This window comes from Flavobacterium niveum (assembly GCF_055231775.1).
Genome location: NZ_JBUYSX010000006.1, coordinates 194,717 through 217,387 on the forward strand (window position 1 = coordinate 194,717; position 22,671 = coordinate 217,387).

Annotated in this window: 21 protein-coding genes and 1 tRNA gene; 18 read left to right on the forward strand and 4 right to left on the reverse strand. The window is 38.7% G+C overall.

Translation table 11 applies throughout. The features are described 5' to 3' along the window. The first annotated feature begins 76 nt into the window (after nucleotides 1-76). The 7 genes from ACZIX4_RS15650 (at nucleotide 77) to ACZIX4_RS15680 (ending at nucleotide 8,509) form a co-directional block, all read left to right on the forward strand. A complete protein-coding gene (locus ACZIX4_RS15650) occupies nucleotides 77-1,621 on the forward strand; it encodes a recombinase family protein (RefSeq protein ID WP_463336577.1) in 1,545 nt (514 codons plus the stop codon). A 190-nt stretch (nucleotides 1,622-1,811) separates the two neighbouring features. Next, nucleotides 1,812-2,960: an AAA family ATPase gene (locus ACZIX4_RS15655; RefSeq protein WP_463336578.1), complete on the forward strand. Its 1,149-nt coding sequence runs from the start codon at nucleotides 1,812-1,814 to the stop codon at nucleotides 2,958-2,960. Nucleotides 2,961-2,971: 11 nt separating this feature from the next. Next, a complete protein-coding gene (locus tag ACZIX4_RS15660; RefSeq protein ID WP_463336579.1) occupies nucleotides 2,972-4,174 on the forward strand; it encodes a site-specific integrase in 1,203 nt (400 codons plus the stop codon). 166 nt (nucleotides 4,175-4,340) lie between these two features. Next, nucleotides 4,341-5,204 carry a hypothetical protein gene (locus ACZIX4_RS15665; RefSeq protein ID WP_463336580.1) on the forward strand — a complete coding sequence of 288 codons (864 nt, stop codon included), beginning with the start codon at nucleotides 4,341-4,343 and terminating at the stop codon, nucleotides 5,202-5,204. Between the two features lie 216 nt (nucleotides 5,205-5,420). After that, nucleotides 5,421-6,287, forward strand: coding sequence for an AAA family ATPase (locus ACZIX4_RS15670; protein ID WP_463336581.1), 867 nt, complete (start codon nucleotides 5,421-5,423; stop codon nucleotides 6,285-6,287). Then, nucleotides 6,265-7,338 (forward strand): DUF3871 family protein, encoded by a 1,074-nt coding sequence (locus tag ACZIX4_RS15675; RefSeq protein ID WP_463336582.1) that lies wholly within the window; start codon nucleotides 6,265-6,267, stop codon nucleotides 7,336-7,338. The genes ACZIX4_RS15670 and ACZIX4_RS15675 overlap by 23 nt, the downstream gene beginning before the upstream one ends. A 58-nt stretch (nucleotides 7,339-7,396) precedes the next feature. Beyond that, entirely contained in the window at nucleotides 7,397-8,509 is a 1,113-nt protein-coding gene (locus ACZIX4_RS15680; RefSeq protein ID WP_463336583.1) for an HNH endonuclease, read from the forward strand. Between the two features lie 95 nt (nucleotides 8,510-8,604). On the opposite strand, the gene ACZIX4_RS15685 is transcribed toward ACZIX4_RS15680, so the two are convergent. Next, entirely contained in the window at nucleotides 8,605-9,447 is an 843-nt protein-coding gene (locus ACZIX4_RS15685; protein ID WP_463336584.1) for a phospholipase D-like domain-containing protein, read from the reverse strand. Nucleotides 9,448-9,912: 465 nt separating this feature from the next. Here ACZIX4_RS15685 and ACZIX4_RS15690 point away from each other — a divergent pair, with 465 nt between their 5' ends. Further along, on the forward strand, nucleotides 9,913-10,296 hold the full coding sequence (locus ACZIX4_RS15690) for a hypothetical protein (RefSeq protein ID WP_463336585.1): 384 nt from the start codon (nucleotides 9,913-9,915) through the stop codon (nucleotides 10,294-10,296). 60 nt (nucleotides 10,297-10,356) lie between these two features. Continuing rightward, nucleotides 10,357-10,791: a JAB domain-containing protein gene (locus tag ACZIX4_RS15695; RefSeq protein WP_463336586.1), complete on the forward strand. Its 435-nt coding sequence runs from the start codon at nucleotides 10,357-10,359 to the stop codon at nucleotides 10,789-10,791. Nucleotides 10,792-10,969: 178 nt separating this feature from the next. On the opposite strand, the gene ACZIX4_RS15700 is transcribed toward ACZIX4_RS15695, so the two are convergent. After that, nucleotides 10,970-11,203 (reverse strand): helix-turn-helix domain-containing protein, encoded by a 234-nt coding sequence (locus ACZIX4_RS15700; protein ID WP_463336587.1) that lies wholly within the window; start codon nucleotides 11,201-11,203, stop codon nucleotides 10,970-10,972. Nucleotides 11,204-11,304: 101 nt separating this feature from the next. On the opposite strand from ACZIX4_RS15700, the gene ACZIX4_RS15705 reads away from it, so the two are divergent. The 3 genes from ACZIX4_RS15705 to ACZIX4_RS15715 all read left to right on the forward strand — a co-directional run bounded on the left by ACZIX4_RS15705 (nucleotide 11,305) and on the right by ACZIX4_RS15715 (nucleotide 13,561). Further along, nucleotides 11,305-12,216: a WG repeat-containing protein gene (locus ACZIX4_RS15705; protein ID WP_463336588.1), complete on the forward strand. Its 912-nt coding sequence runs from the start codon at nucleotides 11,305-11,307 to the stop codon at nucleotides 12,214-12,216. Between the two features lie 410 nt (nucleotides 12,217-12,626). Further along, entirely contained in the window at nucleotides 12,627-13,103 is a 477-nt protein-coding gene (locus ACZIX4_RS15710; RefSeq protein WP_463336589.1) for a hypothetical protein, read from the forward strand. A 38-nt stretch (nucleotides 13,104-13,141) separates the two neighbouring features. Next, nucleotides 13,142-13,561: a hypothetical protein gene (locus tag ACZIX4_RS15715; protein ID WP_463336590.1), complete on the forward strand. Its 420-nt coding sequence runs from the start codon at nucleotides 13,142-13,144 to the stop codon at nucleotides 13,559-13,561. 169 nt (nucleotides 13,562-13,730) lie between these two features. Here ACZIX4_RS15715 and ACZIX4_RS15720 read toward each other — a convergent pair. Both ACZIX4_RS15720 and rseP read right to left on the reverse strand, forming a co-directional pair. Further along, nucleotides 13,731-13,804, reverse strand: a tRNA-Asn gene (locus tag ACZIX4_RS15720). 124 nt (nucleotides 13,805-13,928) lie between these two features. Beyond that, nucleotides 13,929-15,266 carry an RIP metalloprotease RseP gene (gene rseP, locus ACZIX4_RS15725; RefSeq protein ID WP_463336591.1) on the reverse strand — a complete coding sequence of 446 codons (1,338 nt, stop codon included), beginning with the start codon at nucleotides 15,264-15,266 and terminating at the stop codon, nucleotides 13,929-13,931. 270 nt (nucleotides 15,267-15,536) lie between these two features. Between rseP and ACZIX4_RS15730 the strand changes: the two genes are divergently transcribed. The 6 genes from ACZIX4_RS15730 to ACZIX4_RS15755 all read left to right on the forward strand — a co-directional run bounded on the left by ACZIX4_RS15730 (nucleotide 15,537) and on the right by ACZIX4_RS15755 (nucleotide 22,667). Continuing rightward, nucleotides 15,537-16,607, forward strand: a complete 1,071-nt coding sequence (locus ACZIX4_RS15730; RefSeq protein ID WP_463336592.1) for an NADH:flavin oxidoreductase/NADH oxidase — start codon at nucleotides 15,537-15,539, stop codon at nucleotides 16,605-16,607. Between the two features lie 406 nt (nucleotides 16,608-17,013). Beyond that, complete coding sequence (locus ACZIX4_RS15735) at nucleotides 17,014-18,054, forward strand: Gfo/Idh/MocA family oxidoreductase (RefSeq protein ID WP_463336593.1); 1,041 nt, start codon at nucleotides 17,014-17,016, stop codon at nucleotides 18,052-18,054. Nucleotides 18,055-18,073: 19 nt separating this feature from the next. Further along, on the forward strand, nucleotides 18,074-18,442 hold the full coding sequence (locus ACZIX4_RS15740; RefSeq protein WP_463336594.1) for a DUF1304 domain-containing protein: 369 nt from the start codon (nucleotides 18,074-18,076) through the stop codon (nucleotides 18,440-18,442). Nucleotides 18,443-18,455: 13 nt separating this feature from the next. Next, complete coding sequence (locus tag ACZIX4_RS15745) at nucleotides 18,456-19,406, forward strand: aldo/keto reductase (RefSeq protein ID WP_463336595.1); 951 nt, start codon at nucleotides 18,456-18,458, stop codon at nucleotides 19,404-19,406. 478 nt (nucleotides 19,407-19,884) lie between these two features. Next, nucleotides 19,885-20,871, forward strand: coding sequence for a 2-hydroxyacid dehydrogenase (locus ACZIX4_RS15750; RefSeq protein ID WP_463336596.1), 987 nt, complete (start codon nucleotides 19,885-19,887; stop codon nucleotides 20,869-20,871). Nucleotides 20,872-20,903: 32 nt separating this feature from the next. Next, complete coding sequence (locus ACZIX4_RS15755) at nucleotides 20,904-22,667, forward strand: MutS-related protein (protein ID WP_463336597.1); 1,764 nt, start codon at nucleotides 20,904-20,906, stop codon at nucleotides 22,665-22,667. The last annotated feature ends 4 nt before the right edge of the window (nucleotides 22,668-22,671 follow it).

Genomic DNA, 22,671 nt, shown 5'->3' on the forward strand with positions numbered 1-22,671 from the left:
GAGGAAGTCAAGTATATACTAGATATTTTATATGCAAACGCTAAAATTGATTTAGAAAAATATAAAAATCTCTAAAATGAATGCAATTATTTACACAAGGGTTTCAACAGATGAACAAGCTAAGCATGGATATAGCTTGCAGCATCAAAAGAACAGGTTAGAAAATTATTGTAAAAATAAAAACATCAACATTACCCGTCATTTTGAGGAAGACTTTTCAGCAAAAGACTTCGATAGACCCGAATTTGTTAAACTATTTAATTATGTCAAGCAAAACCGGAAAAATATCGATATATTATTGATCACAAGATGGGATCGCTTTAGCAGAAACGCTTTACATGCATTAATAAAGTTAGATGAGTTTAAAATGCTTGGAGTAGAGGTCGATGCTGTAGATCAATCTATCAATTTGAGTGTACCTGAGAATAAAATTATGCTTTCCATTTATTTGACTGTTCCAGAGGTTGAAAATGACAAAAACAGTCTTAGAACTAGAGAAGGGATGCGAAAGGGGATGAAACTGGGCTATTTTATGGGACTGGCTCCAAAAGGCTATATAAATACAAGAGATGAAAATGGGCACGCGACTTTAAGTATTGATAAAAATGTAGGATCCTTAATTAAAGAAGCTTTTCATGAATTTAGTCTAGGTATTTATTCGGCAGAGGAATTACGTAAGATATTCTTAAGAAAAGGTCTAAAAGTTTCAAAACAAGGATTTATAAATTTACTTAGAAATCCTGTCTATTCAGGCAAAATTGTTGTTCGCAAATGGCAAAAAGAGCAGGAGCAAATCGTTTCAGGCCTACATGAACCAATTGTTGACGAAAGTTTATTTAAAAAGGTTCAGATGTATCTAAACAATAATGAACCTAAAAGTCAACTAAAAATAAGAGATGACGAGTTCCCATTAAGAGGGTATTTAGTTTGTGATTGTTGTGAAAAGAAATTGACGGCCAGTTTCTCGAAAAGTAGGAATGGAAATAGGTATGCCTATTATCATAGTAATAATGGCTGTAAAACACGTTTTAGCGCGCCAGTAGCTAACGAAAAGTTTATTCAATACCTGGAGCAGTTTCAACTCAAACCGGAAATTGCAGAATTATACTTAGCAATTATGAAAGATGTATTCTCGGACGAGGAGAAAGGTCGGCTAATTGAAAAAAAGAAACTGGAGGAGCAAATTACACTTCTAACCCAACGCCTCGAATCTTTAACAGAAAAGTATATAGATAACAAATTAGACCAATCTACATACCAACGTACAAAAAATAAATTTGAATCTGAGTTATTTCAAACACAGACAACTCTAGACCAAATCAATATAGAAAAACAAAAGTTGGATATTTATCTCGGATATGGCATTTCGTTTCTTAGTGGTCTTAAAATATTCTATGTATCATCCCCTACAAAAATTAAAAAACAGATTGTTGGTTCGATATTTCCTGAAAATCTAGTTTTTTCAAATGAAAAATATCGAACCACTAGACTTAATAGCTTTGTGGAGCTACTTTTCAATAATACCGGGCAGTTGCAGGGTTTAGAAAAAAGAAAAGCCGCTAAAATTAGCGGCTTGTCAAGAAAAGCTCCCCCTCTTGGGCTCGAACCAAGGACCCTCTGATTAACAGCTACACAATTCAATTATTTTATTATCAGAACATTACACATCAATAAACCTTGAAAAACACCTTTACTGTCTCTTATATGCCCCTATTTCTGCACCTTTTATATATTTGTCCACCCTATTAATGTAATGGACATTGGACAGTCATGTACAAATGTTCATATATAAAGTTTTAAAGTTATAGTATATGTCAGACAAAATAAGTGATGCTGCTTGGGAAGATATAGACTTTTCAAGGACAGATTATGAACCTAAAGTTGAAAAGAACAATAAGGAGAAAGAATCAAATTTCATAAAAGATGATTTTTCAGCATTGAAATTATATGAGTTTGACTATGAAGAATTACCAAAGTTAATTGACCCTATCTTTCCAAAGGTGGGCTTAGTATCCTTAGTTGGTTCATCTGATACAGGCAAGAGCACATTTTTAAGACAACTGGGTATCTCTATAGCCCTGGGGTTGGATAACTTTGTTGGTTACAGCATAAATTCAACAACCGGGAATGTAATATTTGTAAGTACTGAAGATGACCCTGCCTCAACAAGTGTTTCTATAAAGAAGCCTATAAGTAAGCTAATAGGCAACATTGATAAATCAGTTCTACATCACCTTAAATTTATCTTTGATGTTGATGTTACTGGTGACAGTGATAGGAATCTCTTTAAACTGTTAGAAAGGGATTTATCAAAAATAGGGGCAGATTTGATAGTGGTAGATGCTTTTACAGATGTATTTAATGGAGATATTAATTCAAGTACTAAGGTCAGGGAGTTTTTAAACCAGTTCAGCAAACTTGCAAAGAAACATAATTGCTTAGTGCTATTCCTACACCATACAGGGAAAAGGACAGACAAGTTCTCTGCTAATAAAGATAATGTATTGGGTTCACAAGCATTTGAAGCAAAAATGAGGGTTCTTTTGGAGTTAAAACACTACCCCAATGATGATAGCAAGAGAACCTTGACAATCACAAAAGGTAACTATATATCATCAAAAATAAAGAAATACTCCAAAGTGCTTACTTTTAATGAAGAGGAGTTGCTCTTCTATGACACAGGGGAAATGGTTGCTTCAGATGCAATCTTAAACTTAACAAAATTCAATCCAAAGAAACAGGAAATAAAACCTCTGATTGAAGAGATGAATAAGAAAAAATATTCTCTCAGGAAGATGGAAGCAGAACTGAAAGACCAAGGCTACTCAATAGGGAAGTCATCTATTTCAAACTACATCAAAGAAATGAAAGCTGGCAAGATAGGCAGTGCTGAAGTAAGTTTTGATGAACAATTTGAGGGCAGTTTAGATGAAAATGCTGAACCTGAAGAAACACTATAAAGATTAACATCATGAGTATACATAATATATCAATACTATTTGTAATTGCCCAAAACAGGGAGAGAATGGATAGCAAAGTTCCTTTGTTTTGCAGAATAACATACCTGAAGAAAAGAAAACAATTTGCTACAGGAATATTTATCAACCCTAAGAATTGGGATACCAAAAACCAGAAGATAAAGCCACCTGAAGAAGATTATAAAAACTACAACACTACAATAAGCCTGATTAAGTCAAAAACTAATCAGGCTTTTTTAATGCTATTAGCACAAGATACATCCTTTACAGTTGAAGATATTTATAATCACTACTTGGGTAAACCTGCTGTTAGGACTTTAGGTATCATAGCCTATTATAAAGAATACCTTGAAAAGAATAATAAACTTATAGGTATAGAAATAAAGCAGAGTACCTGGAATAAGTTTCATTATATCCTTAATGATGTTAAAGGCTTTATTAAATTTAAGTATAACAAAGCTGATATACTATTAAAAGACTTGGATTATTCTTTCATTTTAGAGTTTGAATATTATTTAAAGACAGAAAAACACCAAAAACAAATTACTGTCAATAAGGCTCTACAGAGGTTGAAAAAAGTAGTAAAAGCAGCTTTAATAGATAAACTCATAGAGTTTCATCCATTTGTAGAACATAAACCAAAAAAGGTTATTACCAATGTAATCTATCTAACACCTGAAGAACTTCACAAATTAGAAACATGTACTTTTTCACAGTCCAGGCTTGAACAAGTAAGAGATATGTTTATTTTCTGCTGTTATACAGGGCTTGCCTTTAATGAAATGAGTAGGCTTAATGCCAAACACCTACAATTAGGTTTTGATGGAGCACAGTGGATTAAAATGATACGAGAGAAAACACAAAAACCTGTATCAGTACCCCTACTTCCAAAGGCAGTTTCAATAATTGAAAAATACCTTGATAATGAATATTTACTGCCTAAAATCAGCAATCAAAAGTTCAACTCATATTTAAAAGAGATAGCTGAAATTGTTGGTATTGACAAGAAGCTGACCCACCACACAGCGAGGAAAACCTTTGCTACTACAGTACTGTTATTTAATGATGTGCCAATGGAGATTGTATCTGAATTGCTTGGGCACTCTAAAATGAGCATAACACAGGAACATTATGGAAAAATTGTGCCTGAAAAAGTTAGCGAGCAGATGAAAAAACTGCAAAAAAAGCTGAACTAAACATAGTTATTTACAATCAATTGCTTACCTTTGTAGGAGTTCAGTTAAAGGAAAACCTCTTTCCTATTATATACAAAAACTGAATTTCTGAGTTTTCTATAAAAGAGTTTTTTAGTATTCATTTTGAAAGTTAACACTTTCATTTTAATCTTAAACTTTATAAGTTATGGGAAACATATTCCTAATTAATGATGTAGAAGCTATTAAAGGCTTCCAAAATCCAACAAAAGAAAACTACAATAATGTTGGTGAACCAAATCAAGAGTTTTTAAGTCACGTTTTTCAAGTCTCAAGAAGTACATTAGATAATAGTAAACCAATTCCTGAAGTTTTAAATAGTATACTTTTTGTTGCTCCTGAAGAGGAAGATTATGAAGAAGAGGAAGAAGAGATTAACAGGTATGATATTGAGTTACCTGAAGGCTATCAAGAGATTGAACTTTATGATAATCAAAAGACTTTTGATGAGAACTTTAAGAATGGGGATGATATAAAATATATTCTTCTAAGCATAGATAAAAACAGAAGCAAGGGAGTAGCAAATTCAATATCTGTTATACCTACCCCTCAAAGCAGATGCATTATTGATATTGAAAAAGTTGAAGACTATAGTTCTTTAGAATTTATACCTATTGACTATGAAACATTATTTGGATTAAGGCTCTTGAGCTTCCAAAGATATATGAGCAATTTCTTTCTTTGTGATGAAAGGGTAATGTTTGAAGCACTGCTCATTAAATATCAAAGATTTGGTTTTAAGCCATTCTATTGGTCAAAAGAAGTGATTTTTGATGAATTGGGAATTAAAAAGGATAGGTCAACTAAAATACTTGATAAGCTAATTGGGTTAGGTATCCTAAAGAAAGAGCTTAAAAAAAGTTTTATTAATAATAGACCTATGCAAATTAACTACTATGAACTGAATCCAGATAGAATAATTGAACTAATGCCAGAAATATATAAAGAAACAGAGAGAGTTAATTTGACAACAGAAATTAAAAAGTACTTGTTCCCTGCACTTAAAAAATAAGTATTTAAAGGCTATCACTTTTGGTAGCCTTTTCCATTAGCAGAAATCCTCCCACTTTAAATACTGTATAATAGCTATAAAACTGTTTAATATTCTCTTTTATTGAGGTATTTCCTCCAATGGAAAATTAAAAGTGAGCCAATCTCTGTAAAGGGTTGGCTCCTTTATTTGTAAAAACCTTGAAAATAATCAATCTATTAACTACAAAATTACATTATGCAACTAAGACAATCTGAAAGAAAGAGAGCCAAGATAAAGATGGCTCTGCAAGGGTGTAGTTCATCTGGTAAGACCTACAGCAGCTTACTACTTGCACAAGGACTGACAAATGGAGATTTTACTAAAATAGCCATTATTGATACTGAAAATGGAAGTGCTGACCTGTATGCACACCTGGGACAATACAATGTATTGACATTAGCACCACCCTATACACCTGAAAACTATATTAAAGCCATTGATGTATGTGAGAGGGCAAAAATGGAAGTGATAGTTATTGACAGCATTTCCCACTGCTGGGATTTCCTACTTGATTATCATGCTTCACTTGCTGGCAACTCATTTACCAACTGGGCTAAGATTACACCTTTACAGAAATCATTCACTGATAGAATACTTCAGTGTGATGCCCATGTAATTGCTACCATGAGAACAAAACAGGATTATGTACTTAACCAAAAAGATGGAAAATACATCCCTGAAAAAATAGGCTTGAAAGCAGTGCAAAAAGATGGCTTGGACTACGAGTTTACTATTGTCTTTGATATTGATATAAAGCATTTTGCTGTATCAAGCAAGGACAGAACAGGCTTATTCATGGGTAAACCTGAATTTGTTATCAATTCCTTTACTGGTAAGAAAATACTGGAATGGTGCAACAGTGGCACTAATTTACAGGAAGCAAGAGAGAAGATAAAAGCCTCCTCTACATTAGATGAGCTAAAGGTACTTTATAACCAATACAGCAACTGGAAAGAGCTATTGGAGCATGACTTCAAGCTACAGAAAGATGCTATTACCACAAAAGAATTATTGTTGAACTCAAAAGCATTCAGTACAAATGGAAGCACAACTCACCACTAACCAAAACATAAACCTGGAATCCTATACATTACAACCTGTAAGGCAGACCCCAGTTGTAGAACTTAACAACAGCTTATCTTCAAATCCAGGTTTATACAAACCCCAAGAAGATTTATCTGTTATAACCAAATTCCCAAGCAAACCTTTCATAGAAGCCAACACTTCAGAAATCAGCCTGCTCAGCCTTAAAAATGACTGTGTAATACCTGTCTTCAGCAAAGACAATGAGAGGACTATAGCCCACCAAGAATTTATTGAGATAGTCCATGAATGTATTTTAAGGGCATTTCCACAGCAAAGCATTGAGCAGCCTGAAATCAGGGTGAGCCACCAGATAAAGGGTAGAATACCTGAAGCCATACATAAGAATGCTAAAGACCTATTAGACCATGAGAGAACCCAGTACTTTGAAAGGATGGCATTTATCATTAGAGTTCCAGGTATAGTTGATTCTATCAATGGAAATGAAATAGCCCTCACTGTTGGTGGTGTTAGAAGCTATAACCTTGAAAACCTCTATAACAAGAAATCAATGGAAAGGTTTAAGTTCTTTATTGGCTTTCAGAATAAGGTCTGCTGTAATTTGTGTGTATGGAGTGATGGCTTTGTAGAGGACATGAGGGTTTCATCATACCTGGAACTTCAAAGTAAGATATTAGCTGTTATTCAAGGTTACAATGCTGAAAAGCACTTGCAGGAGATGAAGCAACTATCACAACACTCCTTAACTGAACACCAGTTTGCCCAGATGATAGGTAGGGCAAAACTATACCAGTACCTGCCTAAAGCTGAAAAAACCTTGATTCCTAACCTGAACTTTACTGATGGCCATGTAAACACCATAGCAAAGGATTACTATGAGGATGCCAGCTTCAGCAGAAATGAGCAAGGAGATATAAACCTGTGGAATGTGTACAATCTATTCACACAGGCTAATAAAAGCAGTTATATTGATACTTTCCTTGACAGGAATGTAAATGCCTTTGATTTTACTAAGGGTATTCAAGCAGCACTAATGGGTAATGAAGATTACCATTGGTTTTTGAGTTGATGTGAACCTACCTCATTAAAAATGGGGTAGGTTTTTTTATATCTTTACTGAAAAACACATGAAACTCTGTTATTGTTGTGAAACACCTCTAAATACTGACAACTTTAGTATAGAACATATTATTCCAAACTCATTAGGGGGAAAATTAAAGTCAAGCCATTTATTATGTGAGCCTTGCAACAAACAGTTAGGAAAGGAGATTGATTTTGAACTTGGAAAGCAACTTAATTTTTTTATGAACTTTTTTATGGTTGAAAGAGAAAGAGGAACATTTCAGCCAATTTCTGGAAGGACAAAAAAGGGAGAAGAGTATATTTTAAATGGTGCTGAAATTAAGTCTAAACCAAAAATATCAGTTGATAAGAATAGTGTCAGTTTCTCTGGGAATGATGAGGAAGATTTGAAAGTTTACTTTAAAGGTCTTTTAAAAAAATATCCTACATTAAATATTCAAGATATAATTGCAAGGGCAAACAAACAAAGGTTCTATTTAAATGAACCTATTACCTTAGACTTGCATGTGGGTGGGGATAAAGTCTTAAGGGCTGTTAGTAAAATTGCAGTCAACTTTTATATGTATAAAGGTGGTAGTAGAAATAATATTACTGATGCTTTAAAATATATAAAAGGGGAAAGTCAATCAAAAAAAATATGGTATCATTTTAAATTAGCAGACCAACATTTACAAGTAACAGACCAAAATCTTTATCACTTTATAAAAATAATAGGTGATTCATCTGAAGGGATAGTTTATTGCTATATTGAGCTATTTGGAACCTTAAAATTTATAGTGTATTTGGATGATAATTTTATTGGAGAAAGTTTTGAATATCAATACTTCTATAATCTTTTCTCCAAAGAAGTAATTGAACAACCTATCAAAATTAATTATAAGAGAAGTGAGATAGTTGAAATACTAAATGATGATGATAATCAATACTTTATTAGCAGTATCCAACAAAACTTACAGCATACTTTCAATGTGGCACATAAGATGCACTCTGATATAGTTGTAAGCAATATAGTTAATGAGTCTATTGAAAAGGTTTTTGGCAAGAGGATAGGTCAAACTTTTACAGAAGAAATGCTTGAAGAGTTTGTAAATGACATTTCATATTTAATGGCAGTTTACTTAACAAGGAAAGAAGCTGGAGACAAATCCTACTTTTAAGATAAGGCACTATTTACAAGCATTATAGAAGTTTTTTTAGTCCAAAAAAGCAAAAAATGTTTTACTACTCTTTTACAGTAAAATGATTGTTCATTTTAAACAGTAAGATTCTTAACTTCTGGATGTTTAATAATTGTGTTGATTAATCCAACATAATCTTGTTGTAATCTATTGAAATCAATTTTATTCAAAGGTGTAAACTCTATATAGTAATATGATTTATGTGACACTAATAGCTCTACTTTAAATTGATGGAAGAACTGAAAATCTACCTCTTGAAGTTTATGGATAAGTGGCTCCACATCTGGCCTTTTCTTATTTATCTTTATAGTAAAAACTGTATCAATCATTACATCAGCAAATTTGAAAATATCACCACAAAATATATATGATGATGTTTTTTTAAAGTAAGCAGTGGGATAGTCATTCATCATCTTTACCCACAGGCTTTGCAATTGATTATCATTCAATTGAACTTTTTTATCATAGTTATAACTATTGACTTTTTCAAAAGAGATAGTTTTTTTACTGGGTTCTTTAACTATTATATATTTAGTTACAAAATCCATTAACTCCTGCCTCTCATTTATATCTTCAGTCTTGTATGCTATATCAATTGAATTAATGTCTGAATAATAAACTATATTTTGTGATGTTATAATGCCATAATTCTCATTTATATATAGTTTAGCATGTAAGTCATTAACTAAAATTATTTTTATTCCAAGTTGCTCTAAGAATGATAAGTCTTGTTTTGCATTTTTCCTTGCAGCAAATGTTATAGACACCTTTCTATCAATAGCTCTTTGGAGACATTTCTTCATTTTATCCCACTTTGATATTTCAACATAAGGTGATACTAAAATGAGTTCTTTATTTGCATCTTCTATTAATGTCATTATTTTAGAAGAAATTTCAAGTGGTTGGATAAACTTCATAACTATGCTTTAAAGGCTAAATATAATTTTTTTTTAAAAATTTTCAAGAGAGTAATCCACCCCACATAAGAGGCCATAGGCTAATCTTGGCAGGAGCAGCCCCACCCCTTTTTATAGAAGATGTAGTTTTTTCAGCAGCACTATTATAAAGTAAAAAAATGTACTCACAGATTTTCAAGTCCTGATTCCTGAAACCTTGATGATAACATCCCTTACAGTTGTAGCTGTAATCTTTATAAAAAAATGAATTCAATCAACTTCAAGGTACTCCTGCTTCTACACAACAGTTACTACTGGCTATAAATTCTTTTACATACCCCAGCTCCCCTAAAAACCCTCACTCATCTTGGCAATGGTAGTCATTGTGCTAATTGCAGTACTGTATTTACAAGTTCAAGGTGATAGCTGACACCTGTAAATCTATAATACTGTAATAGCTGTTCTTCAATTCAAAAACTCAAAACTATGGTAACAGTTATCAATTTTAAAGAAAGAAACAAAGAGGATGGCACATCATTCTTTGTATTAGAAATTCAGGGTGGGCTTGAAATGGTAAGAAGCCAGTCCACAGGGCAGTTCTATGCAACAGCTAAGAAGGCTTATCTGCCCTCAACCTTTGATGCTATGACTTGTCAGGCATTAGTGGGTACACAGATGCCAGGCAGTATAGAAAAAGAGGAGTGTGAGCCCTATGAATACACTGTACAAAGTACAGGGGAAATCATTACTCTTTCCCACAGGTATTGCTATATACCTGAAGAAACTGTCAAGCCTACCTACCAAAACTTCAGGCCCTCAGCAGATGCTTTCTCCATGAATGAAAAGCAGCATGAAATGGCTCATGCTTAATCACAATGAATACCTGTATCTTCTTGGTACAGGTATTTTTTCTTTTTTATAACTAATTTTATGAAAGTAGCAGAAATCAAGGTTTCATATACCACTAATCAGCCTGATAAAGTCAGGCTCACTAACTTTAAGGACACTTATAAATTTATTCTATCCCATTGGGATATGAACATCATAGAGTACCAGGAGGAAAGTAAAATCATCTTGCTTAATAGAGGGAATGGGGTTTTGGGTATCCATAATCTTTCCAAAGGTGGTATATCAGGAACTATTGTTGATTTAAGGATAGTCCTTGCAGTAGCATTAAAGTGTAATGCATCAGGTGTCATATTAGTTCATAATCATCCAAGTGGTAATATACAACCCAGTGAAGCTGATAGGAAGATTACCAAAAGACTGAAACAAGCCTGTGAGCTGCTTGAAATTACATTGATTGACCACTTAATTATATCAAAACAGGATTGTTTGAGCTTTACTCAAGAGGGATTAATATAAAAAGTTACATTTTTTCCCAAACTCTATATACAGAAAAGGAAAAAGTACAACTTTTATATTATTTCATTTCCAGGTATTTTAAAACTATTTGCAGATGTGCACACATACCTTGATAAGGAAAATTCATTCATTCTATACCTCTCCTGAAACATAGAGATAGATATTAATAGCCAAAACTTTATTCTTTCTTTAGGGTTTTAAAGTTAAGTAACTCTGATGGCTCAACTCCTAATTTTTGTGCTATAGTATATAGCAAGAAACTGGTGGGGTTAGTATTGCCTGATTCAATTCTGCTCATGTTGGACCTTTCAATTTCAATTAGATGTGATAGTGCCACTTGGGAGATGCCTTTTGATTCTCTCAATTGCCTTATCCTTTTACCTAATGCTATTTGAAATTCTTGCTTGTCCAAGCCCTTTTAACTGTTAATAGCCAAAAGTTGTCATATTTGATAAAAATGTTGCTATCATTTATGATACAATGCTATATTTGTGACTTATCAATTATAAGTTTATGATAGTTCCTTTCAGGTTACAAACAGGTGTTTTCATATATGTGGACTCAAAAACTTTGCATAGGGTATTTGGTTCACTTGAATTTGATTTTATTTATCCATTTAAGGACAGAGTGTCAATAGTTAAGCATAACAACCAGTATGGTGTTGTAAATTTAAATGGGGAGTTATTCATACCTCTAATTTATACATGTATAGTAAGTTTTTCTGAAGGACATTTTTTGATATGTCTGAATAGTAAATATGGAATAGTTGATATAAGGGGGAGAGTAATAATACCACCTATTTATGAAAATCTTTCAAATGTAAAGAATGGACTAATACTATTTGCAAATAAGGAGGATTTATACAAAGATGTTGCAGTCAATGATGATGTAAAATATGGCTATTTAAATTTGAAAAATGAAATAGCTATTCAACCACAATTTACACCTGCTGAAGATTTTTCAGAAGGGCTTGCAGTTGTAGGCAAGTATGTGGGGTTAGATGAAAACTATGATAGTATCATAAAATATGGTTACATTGATACAACAGGAAAAACTATCATTGATTTTCAATTTGAATATGCTGAGTCCTTCAATAATAAGATAGCTTTTGTAATGAAAGAGAATGAGAAATATCATATAGATATTAAAGGCAGAAAGATTGACAATGTAGTTAATCCAACAAGAAATGAAAGTCACTACCCTATTAAATTCATAAAAAGACATTTAGTGAAGACCAGTTTTGGTGATGAGGGAGTTATAGAGACTTTTGGCTACAAGGATAAATCAGGAAGAATACTTATAGAACCCATTTACACATATGCAGAAGATTTTGAGGATGGTTTGGCAAGGGTTGCAGTTAATAATAACACCTTTTACATACTAATTGATGGTAAAGAACTTTGTGAAAGAAGTATAAGCTGTTAATATGTATTATTCTGTGATATTTGAAGAAAACCAAACAGGTTATCTGCTAAACACGTTTTATCATAAGCTACATGCTTTAGAACTGATACAGTCTATCTTAGATGACTTCTCAACAAACAATTATATCCTGTCACTACAGGTGTTTGTAATTCAGGAAAAGTTTAGAGTATACAAAACTTATAACATCATTACACATAAGAAAAATATCATTTCCTCTCAAGATTATAAAGTGTTATTCAAACTTGAACTTGATAACAGTTTGCTATACCATATTGAAACAAATACAGAAGTATTTGATGTTGAACATTTACCAAGGATACAGGATGAAATTGTACAGTACATATCCAAAAACCTTGATGAAGAGATTACTATAGGACTTAATTAATATTACTAACCAATAAATTTAAAACATGAAAAAACATATTTTAATAATACTTTTCATATTTATTTCAGGATTTGCATATTCACAATCTTCACTTGATTCAATATCAATTTATGGGTATAATGATTATGTCCTAAATAAAAAAAACAATCTTGCTTATAGAACATTTGTTGTTGTTGGTACTTATGGTGAGTATGTGTATTCGATGAAATTTTACACTGATGATTTATTAGAAAATAAGATATGGCTTGAGGTAACACATACCTACAAAAGAATTAAAAACAAAAAGGGTAAGTGGATTGATTATAAAAAGAAGGGCAAGGAATTAACATTAATTCAAATTACATGTAGTAGTAAAGAATATGCTATACTTGAAAATTACAAATATGATGGAAATGGTAAAATTGTTAGCCATGATAACTATAAAGATTATACTGAATTTAATTCTATAGTACCAGATTCAATGATTGAAATGGTTTATAGAATAGCTTGTTACAAACATTAACTAACCACCAATAGGTGGTTTTTTTATACCATAACACAATGAAACAACTTGACCTACCTTTTAAAATTGATGAGCAATATGAGAATTGGGAGTTTGAATTAGATGCCCTTGATGACAGGTTTAGTGGCTATCATAGTTATAAATATATAGGTGAACAGCTTAATTATTTTCTGAACTATAGTACAGATGAAACTGAACTTATCTTTAATGGTGACTATCTTACAGCAGTAATAATAACTATAAAGGATTTAGACATACACCAACTGACAGCTTTAAATCAATTCTTAGGACATAATTCTTCCAAAGAGATGGTTGTTAGAGAAGATGTGAAAAAGTTTAAAATCCATCAGGTAATGTACTGTACAGTCTACAGAAGAACAGAGAGTAGAGCGCTTATCATATATGGGAAATCCAGGTTTATGCTAAGGCTTTTAAACCTGTTGCTAAATAGCAGCTAACCACAGTGCTCACAATGATACCTCCTGAAACTTGATTGATACCTCAAGTGATACCTTTTAAACCCAAAACTATTTCAATAGTGCTAAACTTTATACAGCTTCATAGTTACAAAACACCAGTAAAATATAGACATAAAAAAAGCCTTACATTACTGTAAGGCTTTAAAAGCTCCCCCTCTTGGGCTCGAACCAAGGACCCTCTGATTAACAGTCAGATGCTCTAACCAACTGAGCTAAGGAGGAAACTGTATATTTTTAGTTTCTGAAAAATCGTTATTTTTAAGAGCTTTCGGCGACTTAGCGTGTTGCCTTTATTGCGGTGCAAATATACACCCATTTTTAAATTCCGCAAACATTTTTTTAAAATTTATGCAAAGAATTTTGCCTTCACCAAAATCCATACATCCTTGCCGATAACCAACACCATGAGGCTAAGCAAAATAACCATACCCACAGTCTGCACCACACCGGCTGCTTTATCGCTAAGTTTTTTGCCGGTTATCATCTCAGCAATGGTAAAAATGGCATGCCCACCGTCTAATCCCGGTATAGGCAGCAGGTTCATAAAGGCAAGTGCCACCGAAAAGAACGCCGTAAAGTTCCAGAAAAACTCCCAGTCCCACGTTGTAGGCAGCTTGCTGGCTATGCCCACCACGCTTTGTACCTGCGTGTATGCACCGGTATTAGGGCGCAGGATAAGCTTAAACTGTTTTATGGTATAGTACAGCTTAGAGTACGACTCCTCCATAGCAGCCGGTATGGCACCAAAGAAACTGTACTTTTGCCTAACCAGTATGTCTTTTTCATACGGGGCTTTTTGCACCAGGCCTATGGTACCGGTAGAGTCTACAGCCGTAGTGATATCCATTGGCTTGCTGTCGCGCTTTATGTTCAGCACAAGGTTGCCTTTTTTGTGCTTAAAAGCCTCCTCGCTTACCTGTGCCATATAGCGCAGCGGTTTACCTTCTACCCCTACAATGCTGTCGCCTGTCTTAAGGCCTGATTTTATAGCAAGCCCTGTTGGCAACAGGCTGTCTACAACTGTTTGGGTAGCCCTCAGGTGCATAAAGTCGCGTCCCTCTTTTTCAAGGATGTCGTGCAGGCTTTTATCGTTAAGGTGTATGGTTACCTCCTTACCATCGCGCAGCACTTTTATTTCGTCGCCCAGCAGCACATCAAGCTGCATACGGTCAAACTGCGGCTGGAATTTACCGTCTACGCTAAGTATCTTATCGCCGTCCTTAAACCCGGCAGCAGTGCCTATAGGGCCAAAGGCAAGGCCGTTTTCCATTACGGCTTCGGTACTGGCATATTTTTTTCCGTAGGTGCAAAATATCATGGTGTAGATAAACCAGGCCAAAAGCAGGTTTACTATAATACCACCCAGCATTATCAGCAGCCTTTGCCAGGCCGGTTTAGATCGGAATTCCCATGGCTGCGGCTCGCTTTTCATAGCCTCAGTATCCATGCTTTCGTCTATCATACCGCTCAGTTTCACGTAGCCGCCCAACGGAAGCCACCCGATACCCCATTCGGTTTCGCCTATTTTCTTTTTAAGTAATGAGAAGCCCGCATCCATAAAAAGGTAGAATTTTTCTACACGTACCTTAAACATTTTTGCGGTAATATAGTGCCCAAATTCATGCAGTACTACAAGTATTGACAGCATTAAAACAAGTTGGGCAATCTGAATAAGTGTATCCATTGATCAGTTTTAAATGTATATGAAACGTACAAAAATAGTGTTTTCTGATTTATACCCGTCGAAATTATTAAAAGCGTAGTGTAATTAAAAGTTTGTTAATAATGACGAATGCAATTCATAATTGCACCTTGTGGGGTAACTTTACCTTTAGTAAATTTATCCGTAAGGCTATTCTTTAGAAAAGCATAAACGGCAATTTCATTTCAAACAAAGAAACAACACAGTGCTACTTGTATTAAACATAAAATCACTTAAACTACACATACTATTATGTCACACCTTTTCTCAGTAATACAATTCAGGAGCATCATCCTGAAAAACCGCATCGCCATTTCGCCCATGTGCCAATACAGCGCTGTTGACGGGTTTGCCAATAACTGGCACCTGGTGCACCTTGGGGCAAGGGCCACGGGCGGTGCAGGCCTTATCATACAGGAAGCCACTGCGGTTTCACCGGAAGGCCGTATTTCACAGGGCGACCTTGGCCTTTGGGACGATGCCCAGATTGAAAAACTAAAAGAAATAAACTGTTTTATACTGGAACAAAACTCGGTTCCGGGTATACAGCTGGCCCACGCAGGCCGAAAGGCAAGCTGCGCTGCGCCTTGGCAGGGAGGCCATAAGCTTACCGAAGCCGAAGGTGGCTGGACTACCGTAGCGCCAAGCGCCATCCGTTTCAGCGACCGCGAGGAACATGCCCCACAGGAACTGGACAAAGAAGGCATAGCCAAGATTATTGCCGACTTTAAAGCAGCTACCCGCCGTGCGCACCAGGCCTGTTTTAAGGTAGTGGAAATCCATGCGGCACACGGCTACCTGCTGCACCAGTTTTTATCGCCATTGGCTAATGAACGTACCGATGAATACGGCAGCAGCTTTGAAAACCGTATCCGTTTACTTTTGGAAGTGCTGGAAGCCGTGCAAAGCGAATGGCCTGCCGAACTGCCCATTTTCGTACGCATATCGGGTACCGACTGGGCTGAAGGCGGCTGGAATGTGGACGAAGCCGTGGAACTGGCTAAAATTTTAAAGCAAAAAGGTGTAGACCTTATCGACTGCTCATCGGGCGGGGCGGTGTATTGGCAAAAAATTCCGGTGGAAGCAAACTACCAGGTGTTCATTGCTGAAAGGGTTAAAAACGAAGCCCACATACACACCGGTGCCGTAGGGCTTATTACCGAAGCGAGCCAGGCAGAAGCCATTGTAGCCGAAGGCAAAGCCGACCTGGTGCTCTTTGCCCGTGAATCGTTGCGCGACCCGGCCATCGGGTTAACCTTCGCCCACGAACTTGGCGCCGAAACCATTTGGCCAAAACAATACGACCGCGCGAAGAGGAGATAAAAGTTTTCAGTCGCAGTTTTCAGTTTTTAGTCGCATGGTTGCGTTGGTCTTTGTCTTATTTTTCCGAAGGAAAACCTTTGTGTTCTTTTAAGAGAATGGGGATTTTTTATAAATCTTGGTGTTCTTGGTGAAAGCCTTGGTGCCCCTTGTGGTAAAATTTCTACCACTAAGTTCACAAAGTTTTACACTACGTTCACAATAATTACCAGCTGCACTTAAAATGGACACTAAGGCTTTCCTTTGGAAAGCTAAAATGGACACTAAACGATGTATCATCAGCCGACCCTGAAGGGGTCGCGTGTATTAGCGTATGGCACGCCGTACGTACACAATGATGATGGCAACGCCATTTGGAATACAAATTATAATAACCAATAACGCATGGCAACGCCTTGCGAAGCATAACATGAAAAAAATAAAAACAGCACTATTATCCTACGGCATGTCCGGCAAAGTATTCCACGCACCGTTCCTTACGTTGCACGAAGGCTTTGAGCTTACCGGCGCCTGGGAACGCAGCAAAGACCTCATCCGCCAGGATTACCCAGATGTAAAACGGTATGAAACACTGGAGGAGCTCCTTGCCGACGACGTAGACCTGGTAGTGGTAAATACCCCTGTAGATACCCATTTTGAATACACCAAAAAAGTACTGGAGGCCGGTAAGCATGCCATTGTAGAAAAGGCCTTTACCACCACAGCCGCCGAAGCGGAAGCATTGGATACTCTTGCCAAAGAAAAAGGCCTGAAGCTTACCGTGTACCAAAACCGCCGTTGGGACAGCGACCTGAAAACCGTAAAACAGGTATTGGAATCGGGTGAACTGGGCGGTATTGTGGAAGCTGAAATCCGTTTTGACCGTTATAACCCGAACCTCAGCCCTAAGGCATGGAAGGAAAGCGCCAACGCCGGTGCCGGTGTGCTGAAAGACCTTGGCCCGCACATCATAGACCAGGCGATTTACCTGTTTGGTTACCCTGAAGCGGTGTTTGCAGATGTACGCACCCTACGCGAAGGTTCGCTGGTAGATGATAACATTGATATATTGCTGTATTATACCGATAAGCGCGTGCGCCTGCATGCCGGTTTCTTCAACAAGGAAATGGTGCCAAGCTATATACTACAGGGGCGCAACGGTACTTTTATGAAACAACGCGGCGATATGCAGGAAGACACCCTGAAAACTGGTGCCAAGCCTAACCTTACCGACTGGGGTACCGAACCGGGAGAACTTAGTGGTATACTTAGCATTGTGAAGGATGGCGAATCTGTCCGCACAACCATACCTACGTTACAGGGCAATTATTACGGCCTGTTTGACGGGGTATATAAAGCCATTACCGAAGGTGCCACCGAACCCGTTACCGCCGAAGACGGCACACGCGTTATGAAAATCATAGATGCTGCACTGCAAAGCAGCGACACAGGACACGTAGTGAAAATATAATCCATAAACACCAAACCTCATGGAAATAGCAGTAAGTACCCTGATTACCCTCATTGCCCTGTTCCACCTCTACATTATGTGGTTCGAAATGTTTGCGTGGGAAACCCGCGGGCCGAAAATATTCCGCAATTTCCCGAAAGAACTGTTCCCGAAAACCAAAGCCCTGGCTGCAAACCAGGGGCTGTACAACGGTTTCCTTGCCGCGGGCCTCATCTGGACGTATTTCATAAACGATGAGCACTGGCGAAACAATGTAGCCCTGTTCTTTCTGGGTTGCGTGGCAGTGGCGGGCATTTACGGCGCACTTACCGCATCTAAGAAAATATTTTTTGTGCAGGGGCTCCCTGCGCTCATAACCATAGTCCTGATCATCGCGTCGGGGCTGTAACAATACTTCAATTATGGAAAAAAGACAGTTAGGCCAATCCGATTTGCACGTATACCCCATAACCTTCGGGGGCAATGTTTTTGGCTGGACCATTGACGAAAAACAATCCTTTGAAATCCTTGATGCCTTTACAGGCGCAGGGTTTAATTTTATAGATACTGCCGATATGTATTCGCGCTGGGCAGAAGGTAATGTGGGCGGCGAAAGTGAAACCATAATAGGCAACTGGCTGCAAAAGCGTGGCCGCCGCGATGATGTTATCATTGCTACCAAAGTGGGCAACGATATGGGCGACGGTAAAAAAGGCCTGAAAAAAGCCTACATACTGCAAGCGGTAGAGGATTCGCTTACCCGCCTTAAAACCGATTATATCGACCTGTACCAAACGCACTTCGACGACCCTGAAACCCCGGTTGAAGAAACCCTTGAGGCATACGCCCAACTGGTGAAGGATGGCAAGGTACGCTACATAGGCACCAGCAACATGACACCCGAAAGGCTGCTGGCCTCGCTACAGTTTTCGGCAGATAAGGGCATCCCTGTGTACCAGAGCATACAGCCGCACTACAACCTGTACGACCGTGCCAACTACGAAAGCACTGTAGAACCCATAGCATTGGAACATAAACTTGGGGTTATCCCCTACTGGTCACTTGCCAGCGGTTTCCTTACGGGCAAGTACCGCAGTGCAGCCGACTTTGGTAAAAGCCCTCGTGGTGGCGGTATGGAAAAATACCTGGACGAACGCGGCCATAAAATCCTCGCTGCCCTTGATACTGTTGCAGCGGAACTAAATACCACGCAGGCAGCCGTAGCCCTGGCGTGGCTTATCCACCGCCCGGGTATTACCGCACCTATTGTCAGCGCCACAAGCCTTAACCAGTTGGACAGCATTATACAGGCACCGCAACTGAAAATTACGGCGGCGCAGTTGGAGTTGCTTACAACCGAGAGCGGATATTAATTCGTTTCAGGTTTAAAGTTTCAGGTTCAAAGTTTCAGGTTCAAAGTTGTGGAGCGGATAACAGCAGAGTAGCATAGCGATAGCGCGGATCTGTGATCATAAGTGTTCGAAACCTTTCATCAGCTCCAGAGGAGCGTCATATCTATAGCAAAATGAATGATTTGGTAAGCAAAGGAGTTCCGGAGGAACGGCATGTAGCCGTATAAATATGCCGTTCCTCCGGAACTCTGCTCACTCCTGTATACTGTATTGCTATAGATATGTCACCCCTCTGGGGTTTTATAACCGATAAAATTCATGTTTCGAACACTTATGATCTGTGATCCGTGCTTATTTTGTGTGAAAGCTTAGGCACGGATCATAGATCCGCGACATCGAGCAACAGCAGATTCGCGCATCGAGTTTGAAACGCAACTGACCCTGAAAGGGTCACGCATATTAGCACCGGGCAGCGCCCGGTGTATTTAAATGTATTATCATGAAAATATTCATAACACGCGAAATACCCCGGGCAGGTCTGGCGCTTCTGGAAAAAGAAGGCTACGAAATAACCCAGTGGAAAGAAAAACGCGAACTGACCGAGGAAGAATTTTTAACCCACTGTAAGGCTGCCGATGCCCTGCTGCTTACCGGCAGGCGCAAGGCCGATGCAGCATTCTTTGCCCAATGCAGCCATCTGAAGGTAGTATCGTTGTTTTCGGTGGGGTATGATAACGTAGATGTGGAAGCGGCTACCAGGGCAGGCATCCCGATAGGGAACACGCCCGACGTGCTGAGCCGTGCCACTGCCGAAACGGCCTTCCTGCTGATGATAGCCACCGCCCGTAAGGCATTTTACCACCACAAGCGCATCGCCCGCGGCAACTGGGATTTCTTTGAGCCTACTGCCGGGCTTGGCACTTCGTTGTTTGGTAAGACACTGGGTGTTTTTGGTTTGGGCAACATCGGGTTGGAAATGGCCAAGATGTGCAAGGGCGCGTATGGCATGGACATTATTTACCATAACCGCGGACACAACAAAGATGCCGAATGGCAGGTAGGCGCGAAGCGTGTGGAGTTTGATGAGCTATTGGCGCAAAGCGACATTATCAGCGTGCATGCCAACCTTACCGAGGAACTGAAAGGCTTGTTTAATGCGGAGGTTTTTGCCAAAATGAAACCTTCAGCGTTGTTTATCAATACGGCACGGGGTAGCATCCATAATGAAGTGGATTTAAAAGCAGCGTTAGAAAACGGTACCATTTGGGGTGCGGGTCTGGATGTTGCCAATCCGGAGCCGATGGACAAAGACAACCCATTGCTGGATTTAGAGAACGTATGTGTGTTGCCGCACATTGGCTCGGCCGTAAAAGAAACCCGAGACGATATGGCAATCCTTGCGGCACGAAACGTTATTGCAGGTATTAAAGGCGAACCGCTGCCTGCGTGCGTTAACCCGGAGGTATACCAAAAGGCTCAGGGTTAAGTTGTACCTTAGCCGGATAAATACATTTTGCTTTGAAAATAACCGACTACGAACAATTACTGCAACAACACGAGGCAGCCTATCAAAAACAGCAACAGCAGTATAACCTCATCGGCACTATTCGCCTGGTGCTGGCGGCACTCATAGTATTTGGCATTTACATCAGCATAAAATATGGCGGGCAGGGCTATTGGGCAGGGGTTGTTGTGTTGTGCATTGGCTTTGCCTTTGTCTACAAAAAACACCAGAAGGTATCGCGCCAACGCAATTTGCTGCGCCAGCTGATACAAATCAATAAAGACGAAATTGCCTACCTGAACCGTACGGCAATCCCGTTTGAGGATGGTAAGGAGTATGTTGACCCAAGCCATACCTATACGTACGACCTGGATATTTTCGGGGCGCGGTCGTTATTCCATCAGCTGAACCGCACGTATACGTTCATTGGCAAAAACACCTTTGCGAAATTACTCGGCGGGCTGTTACCCAATGCCGAAATCCTGAAAAACCAGCAGGCCATAGCCGAACTGAAGGATAAAACCGAATGGAGGCAGCACATAGCGGCTTTGGCACGCAGTAAAAACGATACGGCTAAGAAGTACGCCCAGCTTACACAATGGACAGCTTCACCCGCAGAGCAGTTGTCCGCTACGGCAAGGGTACTCAGTATTGCCGGGTCGGTGGCATTTGCAGCGGCGGTAGTGTATTCGGTTATTACGGGGAAGTACTATAGCGCGGTTACATGGCTGTTTTTGTTCAATGTGGGGCAGGCATTTTCGCATTTTAAGAAGATACACGCCATTACCCTGTTTTCGGATGAAATAGACGAGATACTGAAAAACTATGGCGACATACTGCACAGCATAGAGCAGGCATTGTTTACCGCCCCAAAGAATATAGCGCTGCAACAGCGTGTGGCTTCGGCTAGTAATGAAATCCGCACACTGTCGGGCCTGTTTGCCGACCTGAATAACACAGCCAACCCACTTGGCGCGATGCTGGTTAACGGTGTGTGCACGTATCATGTACACATACTGCACCGCCTGTATAAGTGGAAGGCAAAGCACGCGGCCCACATAAACGACTGGCTTGCCGTAATGGGCGAATTTGAAGCGCTGAACAGCCTGGCCAACTACGCTGCGAACAATCCCGGCTTTGCGTTTCCGGAAATTGCAGTGGAAAACCGTATTGAATTTACACAATTGGGCCATCCGCTGATTCCGGAAACGGTGCGGGTGTGCAATGATATTCAGTTTACGCAGCAGCCGTTCCGTATCCTTACGGGCAGTAATATGTCGGGCAAAAGTACCTTTTTGCGCACGCTGGGCATTAATATGGTGCTGGCGGGCGTGGGCGCCCCTGTATGTGCCGAAAAGGCGGTGGTACATCCGTTGCCTGTGCTGGTTTCGATGCGACAGAGCGATTCATTGGCCGACAGCGAGTCGTACTTTTTTGCTGAAGTGAAACGCCTGAAACAGATTATCACAGCTATGCAGGGACAACGCTCGTTTGTGTTGCTTGATGAGATTTTGAAAGGAACCAACTCCGACGATAAGCAGAGTGGCACCATAGGCGTGATTAAAAAGGTGATTGCCCAAAACGGTATCGGTGTTATTGCCACGCACGATATTGAGGTGTGCAATACCAGCAGCGAGTACCCGCAGTACCTGAAAAACCAGTGCTTCGAGGTGCAGATTACCAATAATGAACTAGTGTTTGACTACACCCTGCGCGAGGGTATTTGCCAAAATAAAAGCGCGACGTTCCTGATGAAGAAGATGGAAATCATCGCGTAAAAGA